Consider the following 25,579-nt stretch of genomic DNA (forward strand, 5'->3'; position numbering starts at 1 on the left):
AGCAGATCGTAAACAGGCTCTTAACGGCTGATCGGCTTGTAGCGGATACGCTTGGGCTTGGCGGCTTCCTCGCCCAGGCGTTTCTTCTTGTCGGCCTCGTACTCCTGGTAGTTGCCGTCGAAGAAGGTCCATTGCGACTCGCCTTCCGCCGCCAGGATGTGGGTGGCGATCCGGTCCAGGAACCAGCGGTCGTGGGAAATCACGAACACGGTGCCGGCGTATTCCAGCAGCGCGTCTTCCAGCGCGCGCAGGGTTTCCACGTCCAGGTCGTTGGACGGTTCGTCCAGCAGCAGCACGTTGCCGCCCTTGAGCAGGGTCTTGGCCAGGTGCAGGCGGCCGCGTTCGCCGCCGGAGAGCATGCCCACCTTCTTCTGCTGATCGGCGCCCTTGAAGTTGAAGCGGCCGAGGTAGGCGCGGCTGGACATCTCGAACTTGCCTACGGTGAGGATGTCGGCGCCGGCGGCCACGTCCTCGAACACGGTCTTGTCGCCGTCCAGGCCCTCGCGGGTCTGTTCGACGAAGGCCATCTGCACGGTCTGGCCGATCTTGACCTCGCCGCTGTCCGGCTGCTCCTTGCCGGCTATCATCTTGAACAGCGTCGATTTACCGGCGCCGTTGGGACCGATGATGCCGACGATGGCGCCCGGCGGGGCCTTGAAGCTGAGATTGTCGATCAGCAGGCGGTCGCCGAAGCCCTTGGACACGCCGTTGAACTCGATCACCTCGTTGCCCAGGCGCTCGGCCACCGGGATGAAGATTTCCTGGGTTTCGTTGCGCTTCTGGGTTTCGTAGCTGGACAGTTCTTCGAAGCGGGCCAGACGCGCCTTGGACTTGGCCTGGCGGCCTTTCGGGTTCTGGCGCACCCATTCCAGTTCCTGCTTCATCGCCTTCATGCGCGCGCCTTCGCTCTTGGATTCCTGCGCCAGGCGGGCTTCCTTCTGCTCCAGCCAGCTGGAGTAATTGCCTTTCCACGGGATGCCTTCGCCGCGGTCCAGTTCCAGAATCCACTCGGCGGCATTGTCCAGGAAGTAGCGATCATGGGTGACGGCCACCACGGTGCCGGGGAAGCGCACCAGGAATTGCTCCAGCCATTCCACCGATTCCGCGTCCAGGTGGTTGGTGGGTTCGTCCAGCAGCAGCATGTCGGGCTTGGACAGCAGCAGCTTGCACAGCGCCACGCGGCGCTTCTCGCCGCCGGATAGCGGGGCGATCTTGGCGTCCCACGGCGGCAGGCGCAGCGCGTCGGCGGCGATTTCCAGCTGGTGTTCCACGTTGTCGTTGGCGCCGGCGGCGATGATGGCCTCCAGCTTGGCCTGTTCTTCGGCCAGCGCGTCGAAGTCGGCGTCCGGGTCGGCGTAGGCGGCGTACACCTCTTCCAGCCGCTTTTGCGCGCCCATCACGTCGCCCATGCCGCTTTCCACTTCCTCGCGCACGGTTTTTTCGGGGTCCAGCTGCGGTTCCTGCGGCAGGTAGCCGATCTTGACGCCGGCCAGGTGTTGTACCTCGCCCTCGTATTCCTTGTCCGCGCCGGCCATGATGCGCAGCACGGTGGACTTACCGGCGCCGTTCAGGCCCAGCAGGCCGATCTTGGCGCCGGGGAAGAAGGACAGGGAGATGTCCTTGATGATCTGGCGCTTGGGCGGAACGATCTTGCTCACGCGGAGCATGGACATTACATATTGTGCCATCGGTATTCACGCTGGATTGAAGGGGATAAACCGGGATTCTACCAAATCCCCCGGTTTAGGCCAGCCGCGCGGCCGCTAGAACAGGAGCGCCAGCGCCGCGGTCGCCAGCATGGCGAAGGCGCAGGCCACTTTGGCCACCGCGCCGACGATGAAGCCGATGAAGGTGCCGATGCCGACCTTGCCGGCCTGGAAGGCGTCCTTGCGGGCGATGAACTCGCCGATGACGGCGCCGACCAGCGGACCGAGCAGCACGCCGGCCAGGCCGAAGAACATGCCGACGATGCCGCCGATGAAGGCGCCCCACAGCGCCTGGCTGCTGGCGCCGCTGGCCTTGGCGCCGAGCAGGCCGGCGAAGAAATCTATCACCAGACCCAGCGCGGTGAGCAGGGCCATGATGATCAGGCTGATCGCGCCCAGGTGGTTGAAGTTGTCCAGCCAGGCGGCCAGCAGCAGGCCGCCGAACATCAGCGGCAGGCCGGGGATGATGGGCAGCATGGTGCCGGCCAGGCCGGCGACGATGAGCAGGGCGGCGAGAACGTAGCCGGCGATTTCCATGGTGGTCCTTGCAAGGGAAGGCGCCCGCGGCGGGGCCGCGGGCCGGGTGTCAGCGGGTGTACTCTTCCAGCAGCTGCAATTGCGCGCAATGCAGCTTGCCGCGCGAAGTGCGGCGTTTGTAGCTGCCGTCCGGCTGCATGTCCCAGGCGTTGACGTTGTCGTCCAGGTAGAGGCGCAGCGCCTCCTTGATCACCCGGCGCTTGAGCTTGGCGTCGACGATGGGCACGCAGGTTTCGATGCGGCGGAAGAAGTTGCGGCCCATCCAGTCGGCGCTGGCGATCAGCAGGTCTTCCTTGCGGTCGTTGTGGAAGTAGAACACGCGCGGGTGCTCCAGGAAGCGGCCGACGATGGAGCGCACGACGATGTTGTCGGACAGCCCGGGCACGCCGGGCCGCAGCGCGCACACGCCGCGCACGATCAGCTGAATCTTGACCCCGGCCTGGCTGGCGCGGTACAGCGCGTGGATCACCTGGCTTTCCAGCAAGGCGTTCATCTTGGCGATGATCTGCGCCGGCTTGCCGGCCTGGGCGTGGGCGATTTCGCGGTCTATCGCCTCCATCACCATGCTGTGCAGCGTGAACGGGCTCTGGAACAGCAGCTTGAGCTGGCTGGCGCGGCCCAGGCCGGTCAGCTGCACGAAGATGTCGTTGACGTCGCTGGCGATTTGCTCGTTGCAGGTCAGCAGGCCGAAGTCGGTGTAGAGGCGGGCGGTGCGCGGGTGGTAGTTGCCGGTGCCCAGGTGCACGTAGCGGCGCAGGCCGTGCTCTTCGCGGCGCACCACCATCAGCATCTTGGCGTGCACCTTGTAGCCGATCACGCCGTAGACCACGTGGGCGCCGGCGTCTTCCAGCCGGCTGGCCCAGCCGATATTGGCTTCCTCGTCGAAGCGCGCCATCAGCTCCACCACCACGGTCACCTGTTTGCCGGCGCGGGCGGCGGCGATCAGCGACTCCATCAGCACCGAGTCGGTGCCGGTGCGGTAGACCGTCATCTTGATGGCCACCACGTGCGGATCGGACGCGGCCAGCGTCAGCATGTCGATGACGGGCTGGAAGCTCTGGAACGGGTGGTGCAGCAGGATGTCGCCCTTGCGGATGGCGTCGAACAGCGGCGTCTTCTTGCGCAGCATCTCCGGCAGCGTGGGGATGAAGGGCGTGAATTTCAGGTCCGGCCGATCCACCAGGTCCGGCACCTGCATCAGCCGCACCAGATTGACCGGGCCGTTGACGCGGTAGACGTCGCGCGGCTTGAGGTTGAACTGGGTCAGCAGGAATTCTTCCATGTGCGCCGGGCAGGTGTCGGCGATCTCCAGCCGCACCGCGTCGCCGAACTGGCGCTGGCGCAACTCGCCCTGCAAGGCGGTGCGCAGGTTCTTCACGTCTTCGTCTTCCACCGTCAGCTCGCTGTCGCGGGTGACGCGGAACTGGTAGCAGCCCTTGACCGCCATGCCGCTGAACAGTTCGTGCACATGGGAGTGCAGGATGGAGGACAGGAAGACGAAGGTGTGGCGGTGGCCGTCGCTGACGTCCGCCGGCAATTTGATTACCCGCGGCAGGATGCGCGGCGCCTGCACGATGGCGATGCCGGAGGCGCGGCCGAAGGCGTCGCGGCCTTCCAGTTCCACCGCGAAGTTCAAGGACTTGTTCAGCACCTTGGGGAAGGGATGGGACGGATCGAGCCCGATCGGGGTCAGGATGGGCATCAGCTCGCGGAAGAAGAAATCCTTCACCCATTGCTGTTGCGCCGGGCTCCATTCATTGCGGCGCAGGAAGATGATGTTTTCCTCGCGCAGCGCCGGAAACAGCACTTCGCTCATCACCGCGTACTGGTCGCGCACCAGCTGGTGCGCGGCGGTGGCCACCTTGGCCAGCGCCTGCTCCGGCGTGGAGCCGTCGGCCAGGATGCGTTCCGGGGTGGCCTCGGCGGTTTCCTGCAGCCAGGCCACGCGCACTTCGAAGAACTCGTCCATGTTGGAGGACACGATGCACAGGAATTTCAGCCGTTCCAGCAGCGGCAGATTGGCGTCTTCCGCCTGGGCCAGCACGCGGCGGTTGAATTCGAGAAGGCCAAGTTCGCGATTGATCAGCAGGTCTTGCGTGTGTGACATACGGGGTTCAAGCCAACGGTGGAGAGTTCAGGGAAAAACAAAGCCCTCGCTTGGAGGGCTGGGCATGGCGATTAGTTCTGCGGCGGAGTATAGCCGGCGGGAGCGTCGGCGCCGTCGCCGAAGAAGTAGGCTTCCAGCTGCGCGGCCAGGTACTGGCGGGCGCGGGCGTCGGCCAGGCTCAGGCGGTTTTCGTTGATCAGCATGGTCTGATAGCGCAGCCAGCCTTGCCAGGCTTCCTTGGAAACGCTGTCAAACACTCGCTTGCCCAGTTCGCCCGGCAGCGGCGGGAAGTCGAGGGCTTCGGCTTCGCGGCCCAGCTTGACGCAATTGACGGTTCTGCTCATGGCGCAATCCTTAAAATATCGGAAAAAGGTTAATTCAATATTGTGTCACAGAGATGAAACGCTTCCAACCTCGACGCGGCCCCAGTCTTACAAGACCTTGACGAAAACTTTGGAGCGGCGCTGATAGTTGTAGAACTGCTGCCGCGCCAGCGGCAGCGCGCTCTTGTCCGCCTCGGCGAAGCCGCGCTCGACGAACCAGTGCGCGGTCTGGGTGGTGAGCACGAACAGCGATTGCAGGCCCTGGGTGCGCGCCTGGTATTCCACGTGTTTGAGCAGCATCTCGCCAAAGCCGCCGTCGCGCTTGTCCTGCGCTACCGCCAGGCAGGCCAGCTCGGCGGTGCCAGCGTCGGCGAAGGAGTGCATGGCCACGCAGCCGTAGATCTTGCCGTCGTGTTCCAGCACCGAGTATTCGCCTATCTCCACTTCCAAGTGTTCGCGGCTGCGCTTGACCAGCACGCCTTGCTCTTCCAGCGGCTGGATCAGGCCGATGATGTCGCCGATGTCTTCGATGCTGGCGTTGCGCACCCGCACCAGCGGATCGCGGGCGATCATGGTGCCGTTGCCGCCGCGGGTGAAGTGCTCCACCAGCAGCGCGCCGTCGGCGTGGCGGCTGATCAAGTGGGCGCGCGGAATGCCTTCGCGGGTGGCGCGGATGGCGTAGGGCAGGTAGGCGCTGACGTCGTCCTGCAGCCGGCCGGAGGCCAGCAGGTCTTCGGCCTGTTGCGCGGTCAGCGTGCTGATCAGCTCCTCGTCCAGCATCACGCCGCGTTGCTCGATCACGAAGATCAGCTTCTCCGCCTTCAGGGTGATGGCGACGTGGGTGGCCAGTTCTTCCATGGTCAGGTTGAAGGCCTCGCCGGTCAGCGAATAGCCGATGGGGGACAGCAGCACCAGTTCGCCGTGGTCCAGGCGGGCGCGGATGGCGGCGCCGTCGGCGCGGCGCACCTGGCCGGTGTATTGCATGTCCACGCCGTCCAGCACGCCCAGCGGCTGGGCGGTGACGAAATTGCCGCCGGCCACGCGCAGATGGGCGCCGTGCATCGGCGAATTGGGCATGCCCATGGACAGCAGCGCCTCGATGTCGCAGCGGGTGGCGCCGGCCGCCTGCTTGACCACGTCCATGGTGGCGGCGTCGGTGACGCGGCGGTCGCGGTGGAACAGGCGGGCGATGCCGTGGCGTTTCAGCAGGCCTTCGATCTGCGGGCGGATGCCGTGCACCAGCACGATGCGCACGCCCAGGCTGACCAAGAGGTTGATGTCCTGGGCCAGGCTGGAGAATTCGCCGTCCTGCAGGGTTTCGCCGCTGACGGCCAGCACGAAGGTCTTGCCGCGGTAGGCGTTGATGTAGGGGGCGGCTTCGCGAAAGGAAAGCACGAACTCGCGGGTAAGCATGGGCTGCGGCTCCGGCCGGGAAACTAGGGTTGAGCCGGATAGCGTAGCAGGAATGACGGTGTTTTGCAGGCGGACAATGACGGGGACGGATGAAAAACGCCCCTGGGGAAACCAGGGGCGCCGAATGGCCGCCGCGGCGGGCTCAGCCGCCTTTTTTCTGCAGGATCTGCTGGACCTTGAGGATGTTCAGCGCCTGCGACAGCTGGTTGTCGTTTTTCGGGTTGGGATCGCGCGGGCCGAACTGGCTCTTCTCCTCCGGCTTGGCCTTGTCCTTGCCGTCGTCCGCCGGCTTGAGCGGGGCGGGGGCCGGCTGCGACGCCGGCTTGGCGCTGCTCTTGGGCGCCGGCTTGTCCTCGCCGTTGGGATTGGCCAAGTGGTTTTCCAGATCGGCTTCGCGCACGCGGATGGCCTGTTCCGCCGCGGTCAGCGTGCCGTCCTCCACCACCACGTCCGGCACGATGCCCTTGGCCTGGATCGAGCGGCCGTTGGGCGTGAAGTAGCGGGCGGTGGTCAGCTTGATGCCGCCGGCGTTGCCCAGCGGCATGATGGACTGCACCGAGCCCTTGCCAAAAGTCTGGGTGCCCACCAGCACCGCGCGCTTGTGGTCCTGCAGCGCGCCGGCGACGATTTCAGACGCCGAGGCGGAGCCGCCGTTGACCAGCACCACCAGCGGCACGTTGCGGGCTTCCACCGGCAAGCGGGCCAGCGGGTCGCTGCCGTTGGGGCGCGCGTAGTTCTGCAGATTGGCGGTCAGCCGCATCTTGGCGTCCGGGGTGCGGCCCTCGGTGTAGACCACCAGCTGGTTCTTGGCCAGGAAGGCGGCGGACACGCCCACCGCGCCGTTGAGCAGGCCGCCCGGGTCGTCGCGCAGATCCAGCACCAGGCCTTTCAGCGCCTGCTTGTTTTCCTTGTACAGCGCCTGCACGCCGGCGGCCAGGTCCTCGGAGGTGTGCTCCTGGAACTGGGTGATGCGCACATAGCCGAAGTCCGGCTCCAGCAGCTTGTACTTGACGCTCTTGGTCTTGATCACCGCGCGCGCCAGCGTGAACACCAGGGGCTTGGTTTCCGTTTTGCGGGCGATGGTCAGCGTGACCTTGGTGCCCGGCTTGCCGCGCATTTTCTTCACCGCGTCGGTCAGCGACAGGCCGCGCACCGGGGTGTCGTCGATCTTGATGATCAGGTCGCCGCTCTTGATGCCGGCCTTCTGCGCCGGGGTGTCCTCGATCGGCGACACCACCTTGACCAGGCCGTCCTCGGCGCCGATCTCGATGCCGAGTCCGCCGAATTCGCCCTGGGTGCCTTCCTTCAGCTCCTTGAACGCGTCCGGGTCCATGTAGTCGGAGTGCGGGTCCAGGCCGGTCAGCATGCCCTTGATGGCCGCGGTGATCAGCTTCTTGTCTTCCACCGGGTCGACGTAGTCCTGCTTGATGCGGCCAAACACTTCGGCGAAGGTGCGCAGCTCGCTCAGCGGCAGCGGGGATTCGCCCTTGTCGGCAAAGGCTTGCATGCTCAGCGTCAGCACGCCGCCGGCCATGGCGCCGGCCACTAGCCAGGCAATCTTCTTCATTCTTTGGCTGCTCATGTTTGTTATCTGTCTCCGTTGCCTGGCTCAGCGCGCCCAGGCTTGCGGGTTTAGGGGGCGTCCCATGTGTCGGATTTCAAAGTACAGGCCGGATTCGCCGCTGTCCAGTGTTCCTGTGTTGCCGATCGTGTCGCCGGCCTTGACGCCGCTGCCCACGGATTTGCCTATCACCGATAGTCCGGTATAGACCGTCATGTAGTTGCCGCCGTGATCGACCAGAATGGCGTTGCCGAAACCGCGCAGTTGATCGGCGAACACCACGGTGCCGTCGGCCACGCTGCGCACCGGAGTGCCGCTGGCGGTCTGGATGAACACGCCTTTCCAGCTGACCCCCTGTTGGCGCGGTTTGCCGAAGCGGCCGACCAATTGTCCGGCCACCGGCATTTTCATCCGGCCCTGCAGGCTGACGAAGGCGCGGCCGGCGGCGCTGTCGTCGGCCACGTCGGTGATCGCTTCCTCTTTCACCGTGACCGTCTGCTTGGCTTCCTCCGGCACCGGTTTGCCTTGCTTCTTGGCGTTTTCCGCCAGTTTGCGGCGGCGCTCGTTTTCCTTGCGCGCGGCTTCGCGAGCGGCGGCCAGCCTGGCCTTGCGCTCTTCCGCCGCCTTGCGCGCGATCTCGGCGCGGCGGCGCTGGATTTCCTTGTTGATCTGGGCGATCAGGCCGGTCAGGCGTTTTTCGTTTTCCTGCAACTGGCTGAGCTTGCTCTGCCCGGACTTGATCTCGCCGGTGACCTTGTTGAGTTCTTGCTGCTGGCTGGCCTTGTCCTGTTGCAGCGAGGTCTTTTCCTGGCTCTTGCGGTTCGACAGCGAGTTGAGCCGCGCCAGTTCCTGCTCCAGTTGGAAGGACAGCGCTTCCAGCTCGTGCTGGTGGGTGATCAGCTGGGCGACCAATTGCTGCTGGGCGCGGGCGATGTGCTGATAGTAGGCGAGGTCGCGCGCGCTCTGATTGGGATCGTTCGCGTTCATCATCAGCTTCATCGCGTCGTGCTGGCCGCTCTTGTACTGGCGCGCCAGCATCTGGCCTACGCGTTGGCGCACCGCGGCCAGGCTGTTGCGGCTGGCGTTGATCTGGGCGCGCAGCGCCTCCAGCTGCTGTTCGGAGTTGTTCTGTTTTTTCTCGAGCGTTACCAGCGCCTGGTTGGTCTGGCTAATGGCTTGTTCCGACTCCTTGATCGCCGATTGCGCTTCTTTTTGCACCGCCTGTTTTTGGGCGATGTCTTTTTTCAGCGTGTCGATTTCCTTGCGCACCGACTTGAGGTCTTGCTGGTGCGGGGCGGTGGACAGCGCGGCGGAGGCCGGAGGCGCGGCGTGGCTGGTTCCGGCGATCAAGGCCGCCATCAGGACATAGGGTTTCATGGCCGGGAATATGCTTTCTGCTTGGGCCGCGAACCGAACGCTTCGTCCTCGAGCGAGGCGTCCGGCGCCTTGTCGCCGGCGGGGCCGGCGGCGGCGGGTCTTGGAGCCTGTTCAAAAGTCTCGCGAGCAAGAGCGAGACAAGGCGGAAACGCTTGAAGAAGCGGAATGTACAAGGGGCACATCAGCATTCTGAAAGCGTTTTCAACGTCGCGTCGTCGAAGCGCGGCAGACTTTAGAACAGATTCTTATTGGAATTCGATCAGCGATTGACCGCTCATCTCCGCTGGTTGTTCCAGGCCCATCATCGCCAGCAGCGACGGCGCGATGTCGCGCAGCGAGCCGCCGGCGCGAATCCGGGCCGGACGGCCGACATAGAGGAAGGGCACCGGGCTCAAGGTGTGCTGGGTATGCGGCTGGTGGTGCTCGGCGTCGTACATTTGCTCGCAGTTGCCGTGGTCGGCGGTGATCAGCACCTCGCCGCCGGCGGCGCGCATCGCTTCCACGCAGCGGCCGACGCAGCCGTCCAGCGCTTCCACCGCCTTGACCGCGGCGTCGAAGATGCCGCTGTGGCCCACCATGTCGCCGTTGGCGTAGTTGCAGATGATGGCCTGGTATTGGCCGGAGGCGATGGCGGCGACGATTTTGTCGGTGACTTCGCCGGCGCTCATTTCCGGTTGCAGGTCGTAGGTGGCCACCTTGGGCGACTGCACCAGGATGCGGTCCTCGCCGGGATAGACCTGCTCCTCGCCGCCGTTGAAGAAATAGGTGACGTGCGGGTATTTCTCGGTTTCGGCGATGCGCAGCTGCTTCAGGCCCTGGCTGGCCAGGTATTCGCCGAAGCCGTTGCTGATTTTCTGCGGCGGGTAGGCGATGGACAGGCGGCTGTAGGCTTCGCCGTAGGAGGTCAGGGTGACGAAGTCGGCGAACTTGGGCTGGCGCGCCTTGAAGCCGTCGAAGGTCGGGTCGGTCAGCGCGCTGACCAGTTGGCGCGCGCGGTCGGCGCGGAAGTTCATGAACACCACGACGTCGCCGTCCCGCATCTTGGCGGCTTCGCCGATGGCGGTGGCCTTGACGAATTCGTCGTTCTCGTCGCGGGCGTAGGCGGCTTCCAGCGCTTCCAGGCCGCTGCGCGCGTGGAACAGGCCTTCGCCTTCCACCAGCAGCCGATAAGCCGGCTCCACGCGTTCCCAGCGCTTGTCGCGGTCCATCGCCCAGTAGCGGCCGCTCACGGACGCCAGCCGCGCGGCCGGGCATTCGGCCAGCACCGCGTCCAGCCGTTGCAGATAGGTCTTGGCGCTGCGCGGCGGCGTGTCGCGCCCGTCCAGGAAGGCGTGCACGAGGATGCGCGCGACGCCGGCGGCCTGGGCCGCGCGGATCAGCGAATGAATGTGGTTTTCATGGCTGTGAACGCCGCCGTCGGACAGCAGGCCCATGATGTGCAGCGTCGAGTCCTTGGCCTTGGCGATACCGGAAACCAGCGCGGGATTGGCGGCGAAGCGGCCGTCTTCGATGTCGCAGTCGATGCGGCTGATGTCCTGTTGCACCACGCGGCCGGCGCCGATGTTGAGGTGGCCCACCTCGGAATTGCCGAACTGGCCGGAGGGCAGGCCGACGAAGTTTTCCGAGGCGTTGATGGTGCCGTAGGGGAAGGTCTGGCGCAGACGATTCCAATTAGGCATCGAGGCATGAAGAATAGCGTTGTCATCGCCTTCGGTGCGATGGCCAAAACCGTCGAGAATCAACAACAACACCGGTTTGATGGATTTCATGGCATTCACATTCTGAATATTAGAAAATCTTGATGGTATTGGATTTTGTGTAGTATTGTACCGCAGTCAGACTAAATAAAATGACTCTACAGGGAGAGAAGCCTTGCTGTTCAACGATGACCAGATCGAGCAGACCTCGAGGGCGATGAAGGCCATGTCGCACCCGCTGCGTTTGAAGATCATATCGGTGCTGGAAGACCAGGAAGTGAGCGTGCAGGATATAGTCGAGCAGGTGGGCACGTCGCAGAGCAATATTTCTCAGCATTTGGCCATTATGCGCGACAAGGGCGTGTTGCGCACGCGCAAGGACGCCAACCGCGTTTATTACCGCGTTGGCGACATCCGCACGCTGGAGGTCTTGAAGATGATGCGCGAGGTGTTCTGTGGCTTCGGCGAATAAGTCGCCGCCCGGCTGAGGCCCGCGCCGGCGTCTGGCCGGCCCTATGATCGTACCCGGATATGAAAACGCCGCGGCTCATGGCGAGCCGCGGCGTTTTTGCGCTGGGCCGGCGGCCCGGCGGTCAATTACTTGGCGGCGGAAGCCGCCTTGTGTTCAGCTTTCTTTCCCGAATGCTTGTGGCCGGATTTCTTGTGGTGCGCGGGAGCCGAAGCGTGCTTCTTGTGGTGCTTTTTGGCGGCCTGCTTGTGTTCGGCCTTGTGCTCCATTTTCTTTTCGGCGGCGGGCGCGGACGCCGGGGTGGCGGCCAGGGCGCTGGTGGCGAAAGCAGCGGCGATCAGAGCGGAAATCAGTTTCATGATATGTCCTTTCTTGTGTGAAGCCGGTGGTGCATGTCGGCTGCAATTCCAAATGGGTGGAATATGCCTTTTCTGGGATTAAACCCTTTTCGAAAAGTTCACAAAGATTCACATAATGTCGTCGCGCCGAAAATGATGACATTGGGTTTTACGGCAGCCAGTAGCTGAGCGCCACGCCGGCGAGGATGGCCGCGCCAACACGGTTGTTGTCGAGGAAAGCCTTGAAGCAGGCGGCGCGGTCGCGTTCCCGGATGTCCAGGTACTGCCTGGCCATCAAGACGGCGGAGATCAGCAGGGACAGGTAAAAAGGCCAGCTCAGCGCCAGGTGCCGGCCGATGCCGGCCATCAGCGCGAGGAAGACGGCGTGGAACAGCATGATCGCCGGCACGTCGTAGTCGCCGAAGGTGATCGCCGAGGTCTTGATGCCGATCTTGAGGTCGTCCGGCTTGTCGCTGATGGCGTAAGCGGTGTCGTAGGCCAGCGTCCAGCTGGCGTTGGCCAGCAACAGCAGCCAGGCCAGCGCCGGCACTTCGCCGGTCTGGGCGGCGAAGGCCATCGGAATGCCGAAGGAGAAGGCCAGGCCCAGATAGGCTTGCGGCAGCGGGAAGAAACGCTTGGTGAACGGGTAGCTGGCGGCGATGAACAGGGCCGGCACGCTCAGCAGCAGGGTCAGGCCGTTCAGCGGCAGGATCAGCAGCAGCGACAGCAGGGCCAGGCCGGCAGCCAGCAGCAGGGCTTCCTTCTTGCCGACCGCGCCGCGGGCGAACGGCCGCAGCCGGGTGCGCGCCACATGGCCGTCGAAGTCGCGGTCCGCGTAGTCGTTGATCACGCAGCCGGCCGAGCGCATCAGAAAGGTGCCGACGACGAAGATCAGCACGATCAGCGGGTCGGGCCGGCCCTGGCCGGCGATCAGCAGCGCCCACAGCGTCGGCCAAAGCAGCAGGAAGGTGCCGATGGGCTTGTCCATGCGCATCAGCTGCATGTAAACGGTCAGACGTTCATTGAGGCGGGCGGCGTTCATCGCAAGAAATTCTCCAGCTCCGGCAAAAAGAGTTCACACACCAGCAGCGGCGCTTGCCGCAGCAGGAAGCGGCAGCGCCGCGCCGGGTAGCTGGCGTGCGGGCTGAGGCGGGCCGCCGGCGCGAACAGCGGATGGTCGGCGGCGATGAGGCGGTAACGCAGCGGGTCGCGCTGCAAATCGGGCAGGCCGCCGAACAATGTCAGACCCAGCGAACGGCTGCCGCGGTCTAGAATGGGTTGCCAGGCCGCGCAGTCCAGGCGGGTGACGCTGCGGGCGAACACCACCGGGGTGTCGTCCAGGGTCAGCGCCACCTCGCGGGCGTGCAGCGGCGCGCCGGCGGCGAGGCCAAGCGACGGCGCCTCGTCTTCCAGGCAGGCGTCCGGTCCTTGCCGCAACACGCGCACGGCGAAGCGGCGGCCGGTGCTTTGCAGCCGTTCGGTCAGCGAGCCGGCTTCGGTGAGACAGGATTGCGCGGCGGCGGACAGCGCGGGCGGCTGCGGCAGCCAGAGTGGGTGATGGGGCATGGCGCGCATTATGCCAAAGCCGGCGGGGGCTTGTCCCGCTCCTTCTGTGGCGCGGCGCGCGTCCATCTGTCTATCCCCAAGCGCGAGCCGGCGCATTATCATGGCGTCATCGGCGGAAGGAGGAAGATCGCATGATGGAGACGGCGCTGTGGCTGTTGGGGTATCAATTGGCGGGAGAGGTCTTGTCGCGCGGCCTGGGCGTGCCGGTGCCGGGGCCGGTCTTGGGCATGCTGCTCTTGTTCGCCACCTTGTGTGCGCGTCGCGGGGTGCCGGTCACGCTGCAGACTCATGCGCCGCGCTTTCTCGCGCACATGTCCTTGCTGTTCATTCCGGCCGGCGGCGCGGTGCTGGCTTACCAGGCGCTGCTGGCGGATTACGGCGCGAGCCTGGCCGCGGTGCTGGTCTTGTCTACGCTGAGCACCTTGCTGGTGCCGGGGCTGGCCTTGCACTGGATGCTGGCGCGGCGGCGGCGCGGAGGAGGGCATGATTAGCGCCGGCGTGCTGTCCGCGCTGCGGGAGTCGCCGTTGACCGGCGTTTTCGTCACCTTGCTGGCTTACCGGCTGGCCTTGGGGTTTAATCGCCGCTGCCGCGGTCATCCCTTGTCCAATCCGGTGTTGATCGGGGTGCTGCTGGTGCTGGGCTGGCTGCTGCTGACGCGCACCGATTACCGCCAGTACATGCAGGGCGCGCAGTGGATACAGATGTTGCTGGGGCCGGCGACGGTGGCGCTGGCGGTGCCCTTGTACGGCAATCTGAGCCGGCTCAAGCGCGCGGCGGGGCCGCTGGCGCTGAGCATCGCCCTGGGCGGCGTCACCGGCATCGTCAGCGCGGTGGGCTTCGGCTGGCTGTTCGGCTTGCCGCGGGAGGTGCTGTTGTCGCTGAGCACGCGGGCGGTGACCACGCCGATCGCGATGAGCGTGTCGCAAAGCGTGGGCGGGGTGCCCGAGCTGGCGGCGATGTGCGTGATCCTGTCCGGCATTTTCGGCGCGGTGGCGGCGCGGCCGCTGTTCAACGGCCTGCGGCTGCGCGACGATGTGGCGCTGGGGGTGGCCACCGGCATCTCCGCGCACGGGATTGGAACGGCGCGGGTGTTTCAGCTGTCGGAGACTGCGGGCGCCTTCGCCGGTCTGGCTATGGGCTTGAACGGGGTGTTCACCGCCTTGTTGGTGCCCTTGCTGTTGGCGCTGTTTCCGTTGTAGTGGGCCGGCGGCTTTTATTTCGCAGTCGCGCCAAGCCGCGCATCCCGCCTGGGGCGGGTGCTCGACTTGGCCCGCTTGCGCCTGGATTGAGAATATTTTAACGAGGGGTGTGTATGGATTTGATTTTGTGGCGCCACGCCGAGGCCGAGGACGGCTCCGATGATCTGGCGAGGGCGCTGACGCGGCGCGGGCAGCAGCAGGCGAGCCAGATGGCGGCCTGGCTGCGGGTGCGCCTGCCGCGTGATTATCTGCTGCTGGCCTCGGAGGCCAAGCGTTCGCAGCAGACGGCGGCCTTGCTGGCGAAAAGCTTTCAGACGCTGCCGGCTCTGAACCCGACGGCGTCGCCGGAAGAGGTGCTGGAGGCGATAGGCTGGCCGGAGGCCAACCGCACCGTGGTGCTGGTCGGCCATCAGCCCTATATCGGCTGGCTGACGTCCAGCCTGTTGTCCGAGCAGCAGCAGTTGTGGAGCGTGAAGAAGGGCTCGATCTGGTGGCTGAGCCACCGCGAGCGCCACGGCATAGAACAGACGCGCTTGAAGGCGATGATGACGCCGGGCATGTTGCAGCCCTGAGTCGGAAGGTAAAAAGGCCCCTCGATCGAGGGGCCTTTTCTTTATGCCGGCGGATTAGATGTTTCAAACCACGGCGTCGGCCTCCTGCGCCAGACGTTGGCGCAGCGTCTTGCTGACTTTGACCATGCTGGAGAGCGCGGCCTCCACTTCCGGCCAGCCGCGGGTTTTCAGGCCGCAGTCGGGGTTGACCCACAGTTTTTCCGGCTCGATCACCTGCAGCGCCTTTTCCAGCAGCTGTTGGATTTCGGCTTCCGGCGGCACCCGCGGGCTGTGGATGTCGTAGACGCCGGGGCCGATGGCGTTGGGGTAGCGGAAGTGGCCGAAGTCCTGCAGCAGCTCCATGTCGGAACGCGAGGTTTCTATGGTGATCACGTCCGCGTCCAGCGCGGCGATGGCCGGCAGGATGTCGCCGAATTCCGAATAGCACATATGGGTGTGGATCTGGGTGGCGTCGGCCACGGCGTGGCAAGACAGGCGGAAGGCCTGGCCGGCCCAGTCCAGGTAGGCGGCGCGGTCGGCGCGCTTCAGCGGCAGGCCTTCGCGGATCGCCGGCTCGTCGATCTGGATCACGCGGATGCCGGCGGTTTCCAGGTCGCGGACTTCGTCGTTCAGCGCCAGGGCGATCTGGCGGCAGACTTCGCCGCGCGGCAGGTCGTTGCGGACAAAGCTCCACTGCAGGATGGTGACCGGGCCGGTGAGCATGCCCTTGACCGGGCGCGGAGTCAGGCTTTGCGCGTATTCCGCCCATTCCACGGTCATCGCTTGCGGCCGCGCCACGTCGCCGAACAGGATGGGCGGCTTCACGCAGCGGCTGCCGTAGCTCTGCACCCAGCCGCCGGCGGTGAACACGAAGCCGGACAATTGTTCGCCGAAGTATTCCACCATGTCGTTGCGCTCGGCCTCGCCGTGCACCAGCACGTCGATGTCCAGCGCCTCCTGGCGGCGGATCGCCAGCTCGATTTCCTGCTGCATCGCCTGGCGGTAGGCGTCGGCGGACAACTCGCCGCGCTTGAAGGCGGCCCGGGCGCCGCGGATGGCCGCGGTTTGCGGGAAGGAGCCTATGGTGGTGGTGGGCAGCAGCGGCAGCTTGAGCCAGGCTTGCTGCGCGGCGGCGCGCGCCGGATAGGCGCTGTGGCGGCGGTCGGCGTCGGCCGGCAGCTCGGCCAGCCGCTGCTGGACGTCGGGGCGGTGGATCAGCGGGCTGGCGGCGCGCTGCTGACGAGCGTAGTCGCTGCCGGCCAATTCATTGGCGATGGCGTCGCGGCCTTGCTCCACGCCGCGTTTCAGCACTTTCAGCTCATTGAGCTTTTGCACCGCGAAGGCGAGCCAGGTCTTGACGTCGACGTCGAGCTGGGTTTCCGCGGCCAGGTCGAAGGGGGTGTGCAGCAGCGAGCAGCTGGGGGCGATCCACAGCCGTTCGCCCAGGTCGGCGGCCAGCGGTTGCAGGCTGGCCAGCACGCGGGACAGGTCGGCGCGCCAGATATTGCGTCCGTCGATGACGCCGGCGGACAGCACCTTGTCCTGAGGCCAGCCGTCGGCGAAGGCCGCCAGTTGCAGCGGCGCGCGCACCAGGTCCAGGTGCAGGCCGGCCACCGGCAAGCGTTGCAGTAGTTCCGCGTGTTCGGCGACGCTGCCGAAGTAGGTGGCCAGCAGCAGACGCAGCGGCGCGTCTTGCAGTTGACGGTAGGCGGGCTCGAAGGCGGCCAGCCATTCCGGCGGCAGGTCCAGGGCCAGGATGGGCTCGTCGATCTGCACCCACTCCACCTTGGCCGCCGCCAGCGCGGCCAGCACCTCGCGATAAGCCTGCAGCAGGGCGGGCAGCAAGGACAGCTTGTCCAGGCCGGCGTGCTTGGCCTTGCCCAGCCACAGCAGCGACAGCGGCCCCAGCAGCACCGGCTTGGCGCGCAGGCCCAGCGCCTGGGCTTCGCGCACTTGCGCCAGCAAGCGTTCCGGCTGCGCTTGGAAGGCGGTGTCGGCATGCCATTCCGGCACCAGATAGTGGTAGTTGGTGTCGAACCACTTGGTCATTTCCAGCGCCGGCTGGCCGGCGTTGCCGCGCGCCAGTTGGAAATATTGCTCGGTGCTGAGCTTGGCGGCGTCGAAGCCGAAGCGCGGCGGCACTGCGCCCACCAGCAGTTGCGCGTCCAGCACGTGGTCGTACAAGGAGAAGTCGCCTACCGGGGACAGTTCCACGCCGGCGCCTTTTTGCAGCAGCCAGTGGCGCTGGCGCAGTTCGCGCGCGCCGCCCAGCAGCGCGGCTTCGTCGATGTCGTTTTTCCAGTAGTTTTCCAGCAGGGTTTTCAGTTCGCGCTTGGCGCCGATGCGGGGGAAGCCGAGCAAGTGCAGGGTGGTCATGGTGGACTCCTTGGTTCGAGATGTCCCTAGCATTGCGCAAGCTGCTGTATGATACAAACTCATTATTTTGCCAGTTAATATGAAATGAATTCATAATGAGCGTTCTGGAGATTAGACATCTGCGCACCCTGCTGGCGCTGGCCGAAACCGGCAGCGTGTCCCTGGCCGCCAGCCGGCTGTTCCTGACTCAGTCCGCCTTGTCGCATCAGCTCAAACAGCTGGAGCAGGCCTACGGCATGGGCTTGTTCGAGCGCAAGACCCAGCCGCTGCGCTTCACCGCCGCCGGCGAACGTCTGCTGACGCTGGCCCATGATCTGAACGCCCGGGTGGCGGCGGCGGAGCGCGATCTGGCGCGGCTGCGCCAGGGCGAGGCCGGCGAGTTGCGGGTGGCGGTGGAGTGCCATACCTGCTTCGACTGGCTGATGCCGGCGATGGACGCGTTTCGCCAGCACTGGCCGGGCGTGGAGCTGGACATCGTGTCCGGATTCCACACCGATCCGGTCAGCCTGTTGCTCAGCCACCGGGCGGATCTCGCCATCGTGTCCGAGGTGGAGCCTCAGGCCGGCGTCGATTACCAGCCGCTGTTCGCTTACGAGATGGTGGGCATCGTGGCGCGGGATCACCCGTTGGCGAACAAGCGCTGCTGGCTGGCGGAGGATTTCGCCGGAGAAACGCTGATCCATTACCCGGTGCCGGACGAGATGCTGGACCTGATGCGCAAGGTCTTGCGCCCGGCGGGCGTCAATCCGGCGCGGCGCAGCAGCGAGCTGACCATCGCCATCATCCAGCTAGTGGCCAGCCGCCGCGGGGTGGCGGCCTTGCCTTACTGGGCGGTCAAGCCCTATCTGGAGCGCGGCTACGTGGTGGCGCGGCCGATAGGCGAGCGCGGGCTGAGCAGCGAGCTGTACGCCGCGGTGCGCGACGACGACGGCGGGCTGGCCTATATGCAGGATTTTCTGGCCACGGTGCGGGAGCAGAGCTTCGCCACTCTGCCGGGGCTGACGCCGCTGGGCGCGGCCGGCTGATTCAGGGCAGGGCCAGTTGCCGGCGCAGCGGCGGCAACTGCCGCCAGACGCAGCGCATGCGCTCCGGATGCGCCTGGCCGTAAGCCTTGCCGAACACCAGATAGTTGTTTTCGGTTTTCAGCGGCGGCAGCAGCTTTTTCATGCGCAGTTGCGGGTGTTGCGCCAGATAGGCGTCGCCGCCGGGTTCATGCATGGCGAAGGCGGCGATGCGCCCGGCCTGCAGCTTGGCGAAGTTCTCCTCCAGATCGGCGCCGGCCTCGGTCGGGATTCGGCGGGCCTTCAGCTCGCGGATGACCGACCAGCCGCGGTTGACGCCGACGCTGTCGTCTTCGGGCAGGTCCAGCCGGTAGCCGTCCCAGCGCAGCGTTGAGTCCTGCGGGATGTAGAGCACGTAGGACAGCGCGGTCAGCCTGAGCCGGCTGTCCGCCTGCCCGTCGCGCATCGGGTAGAGCATCTGTTTGGCGCGGTCAGTCTGGAAGGACAGCATGGCGGCGGCGTCGGCCTGGTCCAGCGCCAGGCTGCGCAGCAGCCGCCGCGCCGGCAGCTGCCGGAACTGGGCGTTCAGGCCGCAGTGTTCCGCCGCTTGCCGGGCGAGCTCGATGACGGGGCCGGACAGCTGGGCGGAGGCGTGTTGGATGAAGGGCGCCGGTTCGGCGCTGCCGACGACGATGCGCAGAACGGGAGCTGCATGGACCCACCCGCCGGCCAGCAGGGTGAGCAGCGCCAGCGCGGACTTGGACATGGGCGAGCCCTTACGGAATGATCATGGCTTCATTTTATGAGCCCGAGATCGGCCTTGTCATGGCTTTCGTCGGCATGGGCCTCCAAACCCAGCTCCTGGATCTTGCGGGTCAGGGTGTTGCGGCCCCAGCCCAGCAGGTGGGCGGCTTCCACCTTGCGGCCGCCGGTGTGGGCCAGGCCGCTGCGGATGCAGCTGGCCTCGAAGCGCCGGGTCAGCTCGTCGATGATGCCGGCCTCGCCGGCGCGCAGGCGGCGGCTGACTTCCTCCGCCAGCAATTGCGGCCAGTCCAGTTGCCCCGCGTCGGCGCCGCCGGCGTGGCGTCCGCCGGCGGCGGGGTCGCGCAGCTCCTGCGGCAGGTCGGCCACTTCCACGGTCTGGCCGGGCGCCATCACGCTGATCCACTGGCACAGGTTTTCCAGTTCGCGCACATTGCCGGAGAACAGGCTGTGCTTGACCACGTCCATGGCGGCGTCGCTGAGCCGTTTGGGCTCCACGCCCAGCTGGGTGGCGCTCTTGGCCAGGAAGTGGCGGGCCAGCAGCGGAATGTCTTCGCGCCGTTCGCGCAAGGGCGGCAGCCGCAGGCGGATCACGTTCAGGCGGTGGTAGAGGTCTTCGCGGAACAGGCCGTCGCGCACCCGTTGTTCCAGGTTCTGATGGGTGGCGGCGATGACGCGAACGTTGGCCTTGATCGGGGTGTGGCCGCCGACGCGGTAGAAGTGGCCGTCGGACAGCACGCGCAGCAGCCGGGTTTGCAGCTCGGTGGGCATGTCGCCGATCTCGTCCAGGAACAGCGTGCCGCCCTCGGCCTCTTCGAAGCGGCCGCGGCGGGTGGCTTGCGCGCCGGTGAACGCGCCTTTCTCATGGCCGAACAGTTCCGACTCCAGCAGGTCCTTGGGGATGGCGGCGGTATTGAGCGCGATGAAGGGCTTGCCGGCGCGCACCGAGTGGCGGTGCAGCGCTTCGGCCACCCTTTCCTTGCCGGTGCCGGATTCGCCGGTGATCAGCACGGTGACGTTGGACTGGGACAGCCGTCCGATGGCGCGGAACACGTCTTGCATCGCCGGCGCCTGGCCCAGCAGTACCGGCATCGCTTCGGGATGATCGCTGACCGCGATGTCCGGGCGGCTCTCCGCCAGCGCGCGCTCGATCAGCAGCACCGCCTGATCGACGTCGAAGGGTTTGGGCAGGTATTCGAAGGCGCCGCCCTGAAAGGCCGCCACCGCGGAATCCAGATCGGAGTGCGCGGTCATGATGATGACCGGCAGCGCCGGGTGCTCGGCTTTGACCTTGGACAGGAATTTCAGCCCGTCGGTGCCCGGCATGCGGATGTCCGAAACGATGACTTGGGGCGCGCGGTCGTACAGCGCGTTCAGCGCGTCGTCGGCGCTGGCGAAGCTGTCGAAGCCGATGCCGGCGCGCCCCAGCGCTTTCTCCAGCACCCAGCGTATCGCCTTATCGTCGTCAATAATCCATACCGCTTGGTTCATCGCGAAATCCTTGTGCTCGGCGCCGCCGGCGAAGCGGGCGGCGGCAATGTGTTTGTGGGCGGGCGGCTCAGTCAGTGGCGAAAGGCAGCGTCACGGTGAAGCAGGTCTGTCCCGGCCGGGAGTCGAATTCGATGTTGCCGCCGTGCTGGTGGACGAAGGCCTGGGCCAGGGTCAGGCCCAGGCCGGTGCCTTCGGCGCGGCCGGTGACCAGCGGGTAGAAGACATGGTCCTTGATCTCGTCGGGGATGCCGGGGCCGTCGTCGATGATCTGCAATTTCAATGCCAGGGTGTGGCGTTTGCGCGCCAGCGTCACCTGGCGCGCCACCCGGGTGCGCAGAACCAGTTCGCCGCGACCCTTCATCGCCTGGATCGCGTTCTTGACGATGTTGAGCGCCACCTGGATCAACTGCTCCTTGTCGGCCACCAGCTGCGGCAGGCTGGTGTCGTAGTCGCGGCGGATCAGCAGGCCCTGCGGGTATTCGGCCAGCGCGATGCTGCGCACGCGCTCCAGCACTTCGTGGATATTGATCTCGCCGCGCACATGGCTGCGGTGCGGCGCCAGCAGCCGGTCGACCAGCGATTGCAGCCGCAGCGCCTCTTCCTTGATCACCGCGGTGTATTCCTTCAGTTCCGGGCGGTCCAGCAGCTCGTGCTCCAGCAATTGCGCCGCGCCGCGAATGCCGCCCAGCGGGTTCTTGATCTCATGCGCCAGATTGCGGATCAGTTCGCGGTTGGCCTGGTGCTGCAGCAGCAGCCGTTCTTCGTTGGCGATTTTCAGCTGCTGATCCAGCGGCCGCAGTTCGATCAGCGCCAGGCCGCCGTCCGCGTCCACCGGCGCGACCGACAGCGCGATGTGCAGCGGCTGCTCGCTGTGCTGCGGAACCAGCTCCAGATCGTGCTCGATGAAGCTGGCGTTGTGGCGCAAGGCGGTGGACAGCGCCTGGCGCAGCGCCGGGCAGGGCTGGAACAGGTCGAACAGGCTGTGACGCAGCAATTCGCGGCTGCCCAGCGCCAGCAGGTTTTCGCAGGCGGGATTGACGAAATGCAGCGCGCCGTCGGCGTCGACGATCAGCACGGGGGTGTCCAGCAGTTCTAGTCCGGCAAAGCTGGTCGGCGGCATGGTGCGGTGTGTCCTGTAGGCTGGAGCGGGGGCTTGCGCAGGCTGAGCAAAATTCGGGCCATGCCCGCGTGCCCGGGAATGGCCCATTCATCGTCAGTATGCACCACGATGGTGCGTCAAACTAGTTCTGTCCCAGCTCGCGGCGCAAGGCTTCCACGTTTTTCTGGCGATCGGTGACTTCGTCCTGCAGCTTCTGCACCCGGTTCAGGTATTTCTGGTAGTTGCGGGTTTCGTCGCCGTTGCGGGTGGCCTTGCCGTCGGTCAGCGCCTTTTCCGCTTCGGTCAGCGCTTTCTGCTCATTGGCCAGTTCCTGCTCCAGAATCTTGCGGCGGCCGTTGTCGCGCTGCTTCTGGGTGCCGGGGTCGACGCTGGGGTAGCTGCCGGCGGGCTTGGCGTCGCCGTTGCCGCCGCTGCTGTTGCCGACGGCGTTGTTTTTCTTGTGCTGGCTGGGATAGGAAGACAGCGGATTGAGCCGGATCGCTTGCGCGCCGCGAATCGGCACATTGGTGAAAGTGACGTTGCCGTCTTTGTCCACGTACTTGTAAACGGTGGCTTGAGCGTAGGCGCTCAGCAACAGCATCAGACAAAGCGATAGAGTTTTCATGGGCGGCGTGTCGAGTTCCGGGTTTCAGCTCTGCAATGATATGCAAATCCGCCGGACAAGTCATATATGAAAACGGCAGCCCTCGGGCTGCCGTTTTTCCGCGCGCCGGTTTACAGCGAGTAATACATCGCGAATTCCACCGGATGGGTGGTCATGCGGGTCAGGTTGACTTCCTGCATCTTCAGCTCGATGTAGGCGTCGATCCAGTCATTGGAGAACACGCCGCCGCGGGTCAGGAACTCGCGGTCCTTGTCCAGCGCGGCCAGCGCCTCGTCCAGGCTGGCGCAGACGGTCGGGATCAGCTTGTCTTCTTCCGGCGGCAGATCGTACAGGTTCTTGTCCGCGGCGTCGCCCGGGTGGATCTTGTTCTGGATGCCGTCCAGGCCGGCCATCAGCAGAGCGGAGAAGCACAGGTAGGGGTTGGCCAGCGGGTCCGGGAAACGCGCTTCGATGCGGCGGCCCTTGGGGCTGGCCACGTGCGGAATGCGGATGGACGCGGAACGGTTCTTGGCGGAGTAAGCCAGCTTCACCGGCGCTTCGTAGTGCGGCACCAGGCGTTTGTAGGAGTTGGTGCCCGGGTTGGTGATCGCGTTCAGCGCCTTGGCGTGCTTGATGATGCCGCCGATGTAGTAGAGCGCGGTTTCGGACAGGCCGGCGTAGCCGTCGCCGGCGAACAGGTTCTTGCCGTCCTTCCAGATGGACTGGTGCACGTGCATGCCGGAGCCGTTATCGCCGACGATGGGCTTGGGCATGAAGGTGGCGGTCTTGCCGTAGCTGTGCGCCACGTTGTGCACCACGTATTTCAGGATCTGGGTCCAGTCAGCGCGCTGGGTCAGGGTGCTGAACTTGGTGCCGATCTCGTTCTGGCCGGCGGTGGCCACTTCGTGGTGGTGCACTTCCACCGGGATGCCCAGTTCTTCCAGCAGCAGCACCATGGCGGAGCGGATGTCCTGGGAGGAGTCCACCGGCGGCACCGGGAAGTAGCCGCCTTTAATGCCCGGGCGGTGGCCCATATTGCCGCCTTCGAACTCCTCGGCGGACGCCCAGGCGGCTTCTTCGGCCTTGATCTTGACGAAGCAGCCGGACATGTCGGTGCCCCAGGTCACGCCGTCGAAGATGAAGAATTCCGGCTCCGGGCCGAAGTAGGCGGTGTCGCCGAGGCCGGAGGCCTTCAGATAGGCTTCGGCGCGCTTGGCGATGGAACGCGGGTCGCGGTCGTAGCCCTTGCCGTCGGCCGGGTCGATCACGTCGCAATGCAGGAAGACGGTGGGTTCGTCGTAGAACGGGTCGATGCGGGCGGTGGCCGGGTCGGCCATCAGCAGCATGTCGGATGCCTGGATGCCTTTCCAGCCTGCGATCGAGGAGCCGTCGAAAGCGTGGCCGTGTTCGAACCATGCGTCCGGATCGTCCAGCAGGACGTGGGCCGGAATCGACACGTGTTGTTCTTTGCCGCGGGTGTCGGTAAAGCGCAGGTCGATGAACTTGACATCATTTTCGGTAATCAGCTTGACTACGTCTGCAACCGCCATGGTTTTCTCCTGAAAGGCTACATGCATCATGTGCGAATGAGTGGATGGCTAGCACTTAAGCATTAAGCGTGCCAGCTTTAAAATCGCTGAGATTCCATTGTGTCATAGCCCAAAATCGGGCGCTAGCGAAGTTGAATGAACCAGGCTGGTGCCTGGACTGAATTTATGCACCAATATGGGGCGTTAATGGCGTTGCGGCCATCATCGTCGATATGGATAATCCGTATATAAGGTAACGGGGCGGCTGACAGCACCTCGCGGAGAGCCTGAGGCAAGACGAGCTGACGCGGACCGTGGCGAGTCAGCCCAAGGCGGAGGCGAAGGAGCGTCGGCGGCTCCGCAAGGCGGCGAGGCCGCGGGGAGAGCTTGCATGGATCAAGTGACACAGCTATTGCAGCAGGCGCGGCGCCGGGCCGAAGAGCAAGGCTTGCCCTATCGCGGCGCCTTGACGCCGCAGGAGGCGCACCAGCTGAAACAGGCGATGCCGGAGGCGGTGCTGCTGGACGTGCGCAGCGCGGCGGAATGGCAGTTCGTCGGCGTGGTGCCCTACGCGCAGCGGCTGGAGTGGCGCAGCTTCCCCGGCATGCAGCCCAACCCGCATTTCATCGAGCAATTGCAGGACATGCTGCCCAAGGAGGGCGTGCTGATGCTGATGTGCCGCTCCGGCGTGCGTTCCGACGAAGTGGCGCGCATGGCCGCCGCCGCCGGCTACAGCGAGGCTTACAACGTGCTGGAGGGCTTCGAGGGCGACAAGGACGCCGCCGGCCACCGCAACAGCGTGGGCGGCTGGAAGGCGCGCGGCCTGCCCTGGCAACAAGGCTGAGCCGAGGCCGGCGCGGCGACGTCGTGGTTGATGTTTGGCGTATTCCACGGCAAAGTGTCATAGCGCCGCCGCGCCGTCGGCGCGGGCATGGCGAGAGCCGCCAACAAAGCCAGGCGCGAAGCGGCGCCGGGGGTTTTGTTAGCCGCTCTCTATCCGATACCGAAAACATACCCAATCTTGGAAAGCTGACTCATGACCGACCGTTACGCCGTTATCGGCAATCCTGTTTCGCACAGCCAGTCGCCGTTCATCCATAACGAATTCGCGGCGGCCACCGGCCAGGATATCGCCTACGACAAGTTGTTCGCCGAACTGGGGCGCTTCAACGACGTGGTGGCCGAGTTCGTCGCCGCCGGCGGCAAGGGCCTCAACATCACGCTGCCGTTCAAGGGCGACGCTTACCGTTTCGCCAACGAGCTGACCGAGCGCGCCCGCGCGGCGGAGGCGGTCAACACCCTGTGCTTCCGCGACGGCAAGATCTACGGCGACAACACCGACGGCGTGGGCCTGGTGCGCGACATCGTCGACAATCTGGATTACCCGATCGCCGGCGCCAAGGTGCTGATCCTGGGCGCCGGCGGCGCGGTGCGCGGCGTGCTGGAGCCCATCCTGGCGCAAAAGCCGGCCTCCCTGACCATCGCCAACCGCACGCTGATCAAGGCCGAGGCGCTGGCCCACCACTTCGCGCCCTGGGGCAAGGTGGAGGCCATCGGCTACGAGCAATTGAAGGGCCGCAGCTTCGACATCGTGATCAACGCCACCTCGACCAGCCTCAGCAATGAACTGCCGCCGATTCCCTACGGCCTGTTCACCGCGCGCACCCTGGCTTACGACATGGTGTACAGCAAGGGCTTGACCCCCTTCCTGCAGCGCGCTCAGGCGGAAAACGCCGGCATGCTGGCCGACGGCCTGGGCATGCTGGTGGAGCAGGCGGCCGAATCCTTCTCCATCTGGCGCGGCGTGGAGCCGGCCACCCGCAAAGTGACCAATATGCTGCGCGAAGTGCTGGCCTGACGCTTCCCGGAGCC

24 protein-coding genes are annotated in these 25,579 nt (G+C 65.5%); 7 read left to right on the forward strand and 17 right to left on the reverse strand.

Annotation, left to right across the window (positions count from 1 at the left end; genetic code table 11):
* Positions 1-20 precede the first annotated feature (20 nt).
* The 8 genes from ettA to gpmI all read right to left on the reverse strand — a co-directional run bounded on the left by ettA (position 21) and on the right by gpmI (position 10,793).
* Entirely contained in the window at positions 21-1,688 is a 1,668-nt protein-coding gene (gene ettA, locus JW897_RS15525; protein ID WP_048412545.1) for an energy-dependent translational throttle protein EttA, read from the reverse strand.
* Between the two features lie 75 nt (positions 1,689-1,763).
* Positions 1,764-2,243, reverse strand: coding sequence for a DUF456 domain-containing protein (locus JW897_RS15530; RefSeq protein ID WP_205466864.1), 480 nt, complete (start codon positions 2,241-2,243; stop codon positions 1,764-1,766).
* Between the two features lie 49 nt (positions 2,244-2,292).
* Positions 2,293-4,350: a polyphosphate kinase 1 gene (ppk1, locus tag JW897_RS15535; protein ID WP_205466865.1), complete on the reverse strand. Its 2,058-nt coding sequence runs from the start codon at positions 4,348-4,350 to the stop codon at positions 2,293-2,295.
* A 71-nt stretch (positions 4,351-4,421) separates the two neighbouring features.
* Positions 4,422-4,694 (reverse strand): oxidative damage protection protein, encoded by a 273-nt coding sequence (locus JW897_RS15540; protein WP_048412547.1) that lies wholly within the window; start codon positions 4,692-4,694, stop codon positions 4,422-4,424.
* An 87-nt stretch (positions 4,695-4,781) separates the two neighbouring features.
* Positions 4,782-6,086, reverse strand: a complete 1,305-nt coding sequence (gene argA, locus JW897_RS15545; RefSeq protein ID WP_048412548.1) for an amino-acid N-acetyltransferase — start codon at positions 6,084-6,086, stop codon at positions 4,782-4,784.
* 142 nt (positions 6,087-6,228) lie between these two features.
* On the reverse strand, positions 6,229-7,653 hold the full coding sequence (locus tag JW897_RS15550; protein WP_048412549.1) for a S41 family peptidase: 1,425 nt from the start codon (positions 7,651-7,653) through the stop codon (positions 6,229-6,231).
* Between the two features lie 42 nt (positions 7,654-7,695).
* Positions 7,696-9,024 carry a murein hydrolase activator EnvC family protein gene (locus tag JW897_RS15555; RefSeq protein ID WP_205466866.1) on the reverse strand — a complete coding sequence of 443 codons (1,329 nt, stop codon included), beginning with the start codon at positions 9,022-9,024 and terminating at the stop codon, positions 7,696-7,698.
* 245 nt (positions 9,025-9,269) lie between these two features.
* Positions 9,270-10,793, reverse strand: a complete 1,524-nt coding sequence (gene gpmI / locus JW897_RS15560) for a 2,3-bisphosphoglycerate-independent phosphoglycerate mutase (protein WP_205466867.1) — start codon at positions 10,791-10,793, stop codon at positions 9,270-9,272.
* Between the two features lie 103 nt (positions 10,794-10,896).
* On the opposite strand from gpmI, the gene JW897_RS15565 reads away from it, so the two are divergent.
* Positions 10,897-11,193 (forward strand): ArsR/SmtB family transcription factor, encoded by a 297-nt coding sequence (locus tag JW897_RS15565; RefSeq protein ID WP_019100570.1) that lies wholly within the window; start codon positions 10,897-10,899, stop codon positions 11,191-11,193.
* 125 nt (positions 11,194-11,318) lie between these two features.
* On the opposite strand, the gene JW897_RS15570 is transcribed toward JW897_RS15565, so the two are convergent.
* From JW897_RS15570 to JW897_RS15580, 3 genes are all read right to left on the reverse strand, one after another.
* Positions 11,319-11,549 (reverse strand): hypothetical protein, encoded by a 231-nt coding sequence (locus JW897_RS15570; protein ID WP_019103844.1) that lies wholly within the window; start codon positions 11,547-11,549, stop codon positions 11,319-11,321.
* Between the two features lie 148 nt (positions 11,550-11,697).
* Positions 11,698-12,570, reverse strand: coding sequence for a 4-hydroxybenzoate octaprenyltransferase (gene ubiA, locus JW897_RS15575; protein WP_048412552.1), 873 nt, complete (start codon positions 12,568-12,570; stop codon positions 11,698-11,700).
* Positions 12,567-13,094, reverse strand: coding sequence for a chorismate--pyruvate lyase family protein (locus JW897_RS15580; RefSeq protein WP_240352229.1), 528 nt, complete (start codon positions 13,092-13,094; stop codon positions 12,567-12,569). Before JW897_RS15580 ends, ubiA begins: the two co-directional genes overlap by 4 nt.
* 131 nt (positions 13,095-13,225) lie before the next feature.
* On the opposite strand from JW897_RS15580, the gene JW897_RS15585 reads away from it, so the two are divergent.
* The 3 genes from JW897_RS15585 to JW897_RS15595 all read left to right on the forward strand — a co-directional run bounded on the left by JW897_RS15585 (position 13,226) and on the right by JW897_RS15595 (position 14,866).
* A complete protein-coding gene (locus tag JW897_RS15585) occupies positions 13,226-13,585 on the forward strand; it encodes a CidA/LrgA family protein (RefSeq protein WP_048412554.1) in 360 nt (119 codons plus the stop codon).
* Positions 13,578-14,294, forward strand: a complete 717-nt coding sequence (locus JW897_RS15590) for an LrgB family protein (RefSeq protein WP_205466869.1) — start codon at positions 13,578-13,580, stop codon at positions 14,292-14,294. The genes JW897_RS15585 and JW897_RS15590 overlap by 8 nt, the downstream gene beginning before the upstream one ends.
* 113 nt (positions 14,295-14,407) lie before the next feature.
* A complete protein-coding gene (locus JW897_RS15595; RefSeq protein WP_048412556.1) occupies positions 14,408-14,866 on the forward strand; it encodes a SixA phosphatase family protein in 459 nt (152 codons plus the stop codon).
* Between the two features lie 63 nt (positions 14,867-14,929).
* Here the strand turns inward: JW897_RS15595 and metE are convergent, their stop codons facing one another.
* Positions 14,930-17,284, reverse strand: a complete 2,355-nt coding sequence (gene metE, locus JW897_RS15600; protein WP_420837269.1) for a 5-methyltetrahydropteroyltriglutamate--homocysteine S-methyltransferase — start codon at positions 17,282-17,284, stop codon at positions 14,930-14,932.
* Positions 17,285-17,316: 32 nt separating this feature from the next.
* Between metE and JW897_RS15605 the strand changes: the two genes are divergently transcribed.
* Positions 17,317-18,246 (forward strand): LysR family transcriptional regulator, encoded by a 930-nt coding sequence (locus JW897_RS15605; protein WP_048412558.1) that lies wholly within the window; start codon positions 17,317-17,319, stop codon positions 18,244-18,246.
* A 1-nt stretch (position 18,247) separates the two neighbouring features.
* Here the strand turns inward: JW897_RS15605 and JW897_RS15610 are convergent, their stop codons facing one another.
* From JW897_RS15610 to glnA, 5 genes are all read right to left on the reverse strand, one after another.
* Positions 18,248-18,988, reverse strand: a complete 741-nt coding sequence (locus tag JW897_RS15610) for a substrate-binding periplasmic protein (protein ID WP_205466871.1) — start codon at positions 18,986-18,988, stop codon at positions 18,248-18,250.
* 29 nt (positions 18,989-19,017) lie between these two features.
* Positions 19,018-20,475: a nitrogen regulation protein NR(I) gene (gene ntrC, locus JW897_RS15615; RefSeq protein ID WP_205466872.1), complete on the reverse strand. Its 1,458-nt coding sequence runs from the start codon at positions 20,473-20,475 to the stop codon at positions 19,018-19,020.
* A gap of 67 nt (positions 20,476-20,542) precedes the next feature.
* Complete coding sequence (gene glnL / locus JW897_RS15620; protein ID WP_048412560.1) at positions 20,543-21,595, reverse strand: nitrogen regulation protein NR(II); 1,053 nt, start codon at positions 21,593-21,595, stop codon at positions 20,543-20,545.
* 121 nt (positions 21,596-21,716) lie between these two features.
* A complete protein-coding gene (locus tag JW897_RS15625; protein ID WP_048412561.1) occupies positions 21,717-22,199 on the reverse strand; it encodes a DUF4124 domain-containing protein in 483 nt (160 codons plus the stop codon).
* A gap of 110 nt (positions 22,200-22,309) precedes the next feature.
* Positions 22,310-23,728 (reverse strand): glutamate--ammonia ligase, encoded by a 1,419-nt coding sequence (glnA, locus tag JW897_RS15630; RefSeq protein WP_048412562.1) that lies wholly within the window; start codon positions 23,726-23,728, stop codon positions 22,310-22,312.
* A gap of 370 nt (positions 23,729-24,098) precedes the next feature.
* On the opposite strand from glnA, the gene JW897_RS15635 reads away from it, so the two are divergent.
* Both JW897_RS15635 and aroE read left to right on the forward strand, forming a co-directional pair.
* On the forward strand, positions 24,099-24,551 hold the full coding sequence (locus JW897_RS15635) for a rhodanese-like domain-containing protein (RefSeq protein WP_205466873.1): 453 nt from the start codon (positions 24,099-24,101) through the stop codon (positions 24,549-24,551).
* Between the two features lie 192 nt (positions 24,552-24,743).
* Positions 24,744-25,565: a shikimate dehydrogenase gene (aroE, locus tag JW897_RS15640; protein ID WP_019102659.1), complete on the forward strand. Its 822-nt coding sequence runs from the start codon at positions 24,744-24,746 to the stop codon at positions 25,563-25,565.
* The last annotated feature ends 14 nt before the right edge of the window (positions 25,566-25,579 follow it).

The organism is Chromobacterium alkanivorans, from assembly GCF_016937655.1.
Taxonomy (GTDB): domain Bacteria; phylum Pseudomonadota; class Gammaproteobacteria; order Burkholderiales; family Chromobacteriaceae; genus Chromobacterium; species Chromobacterium alkanivorans.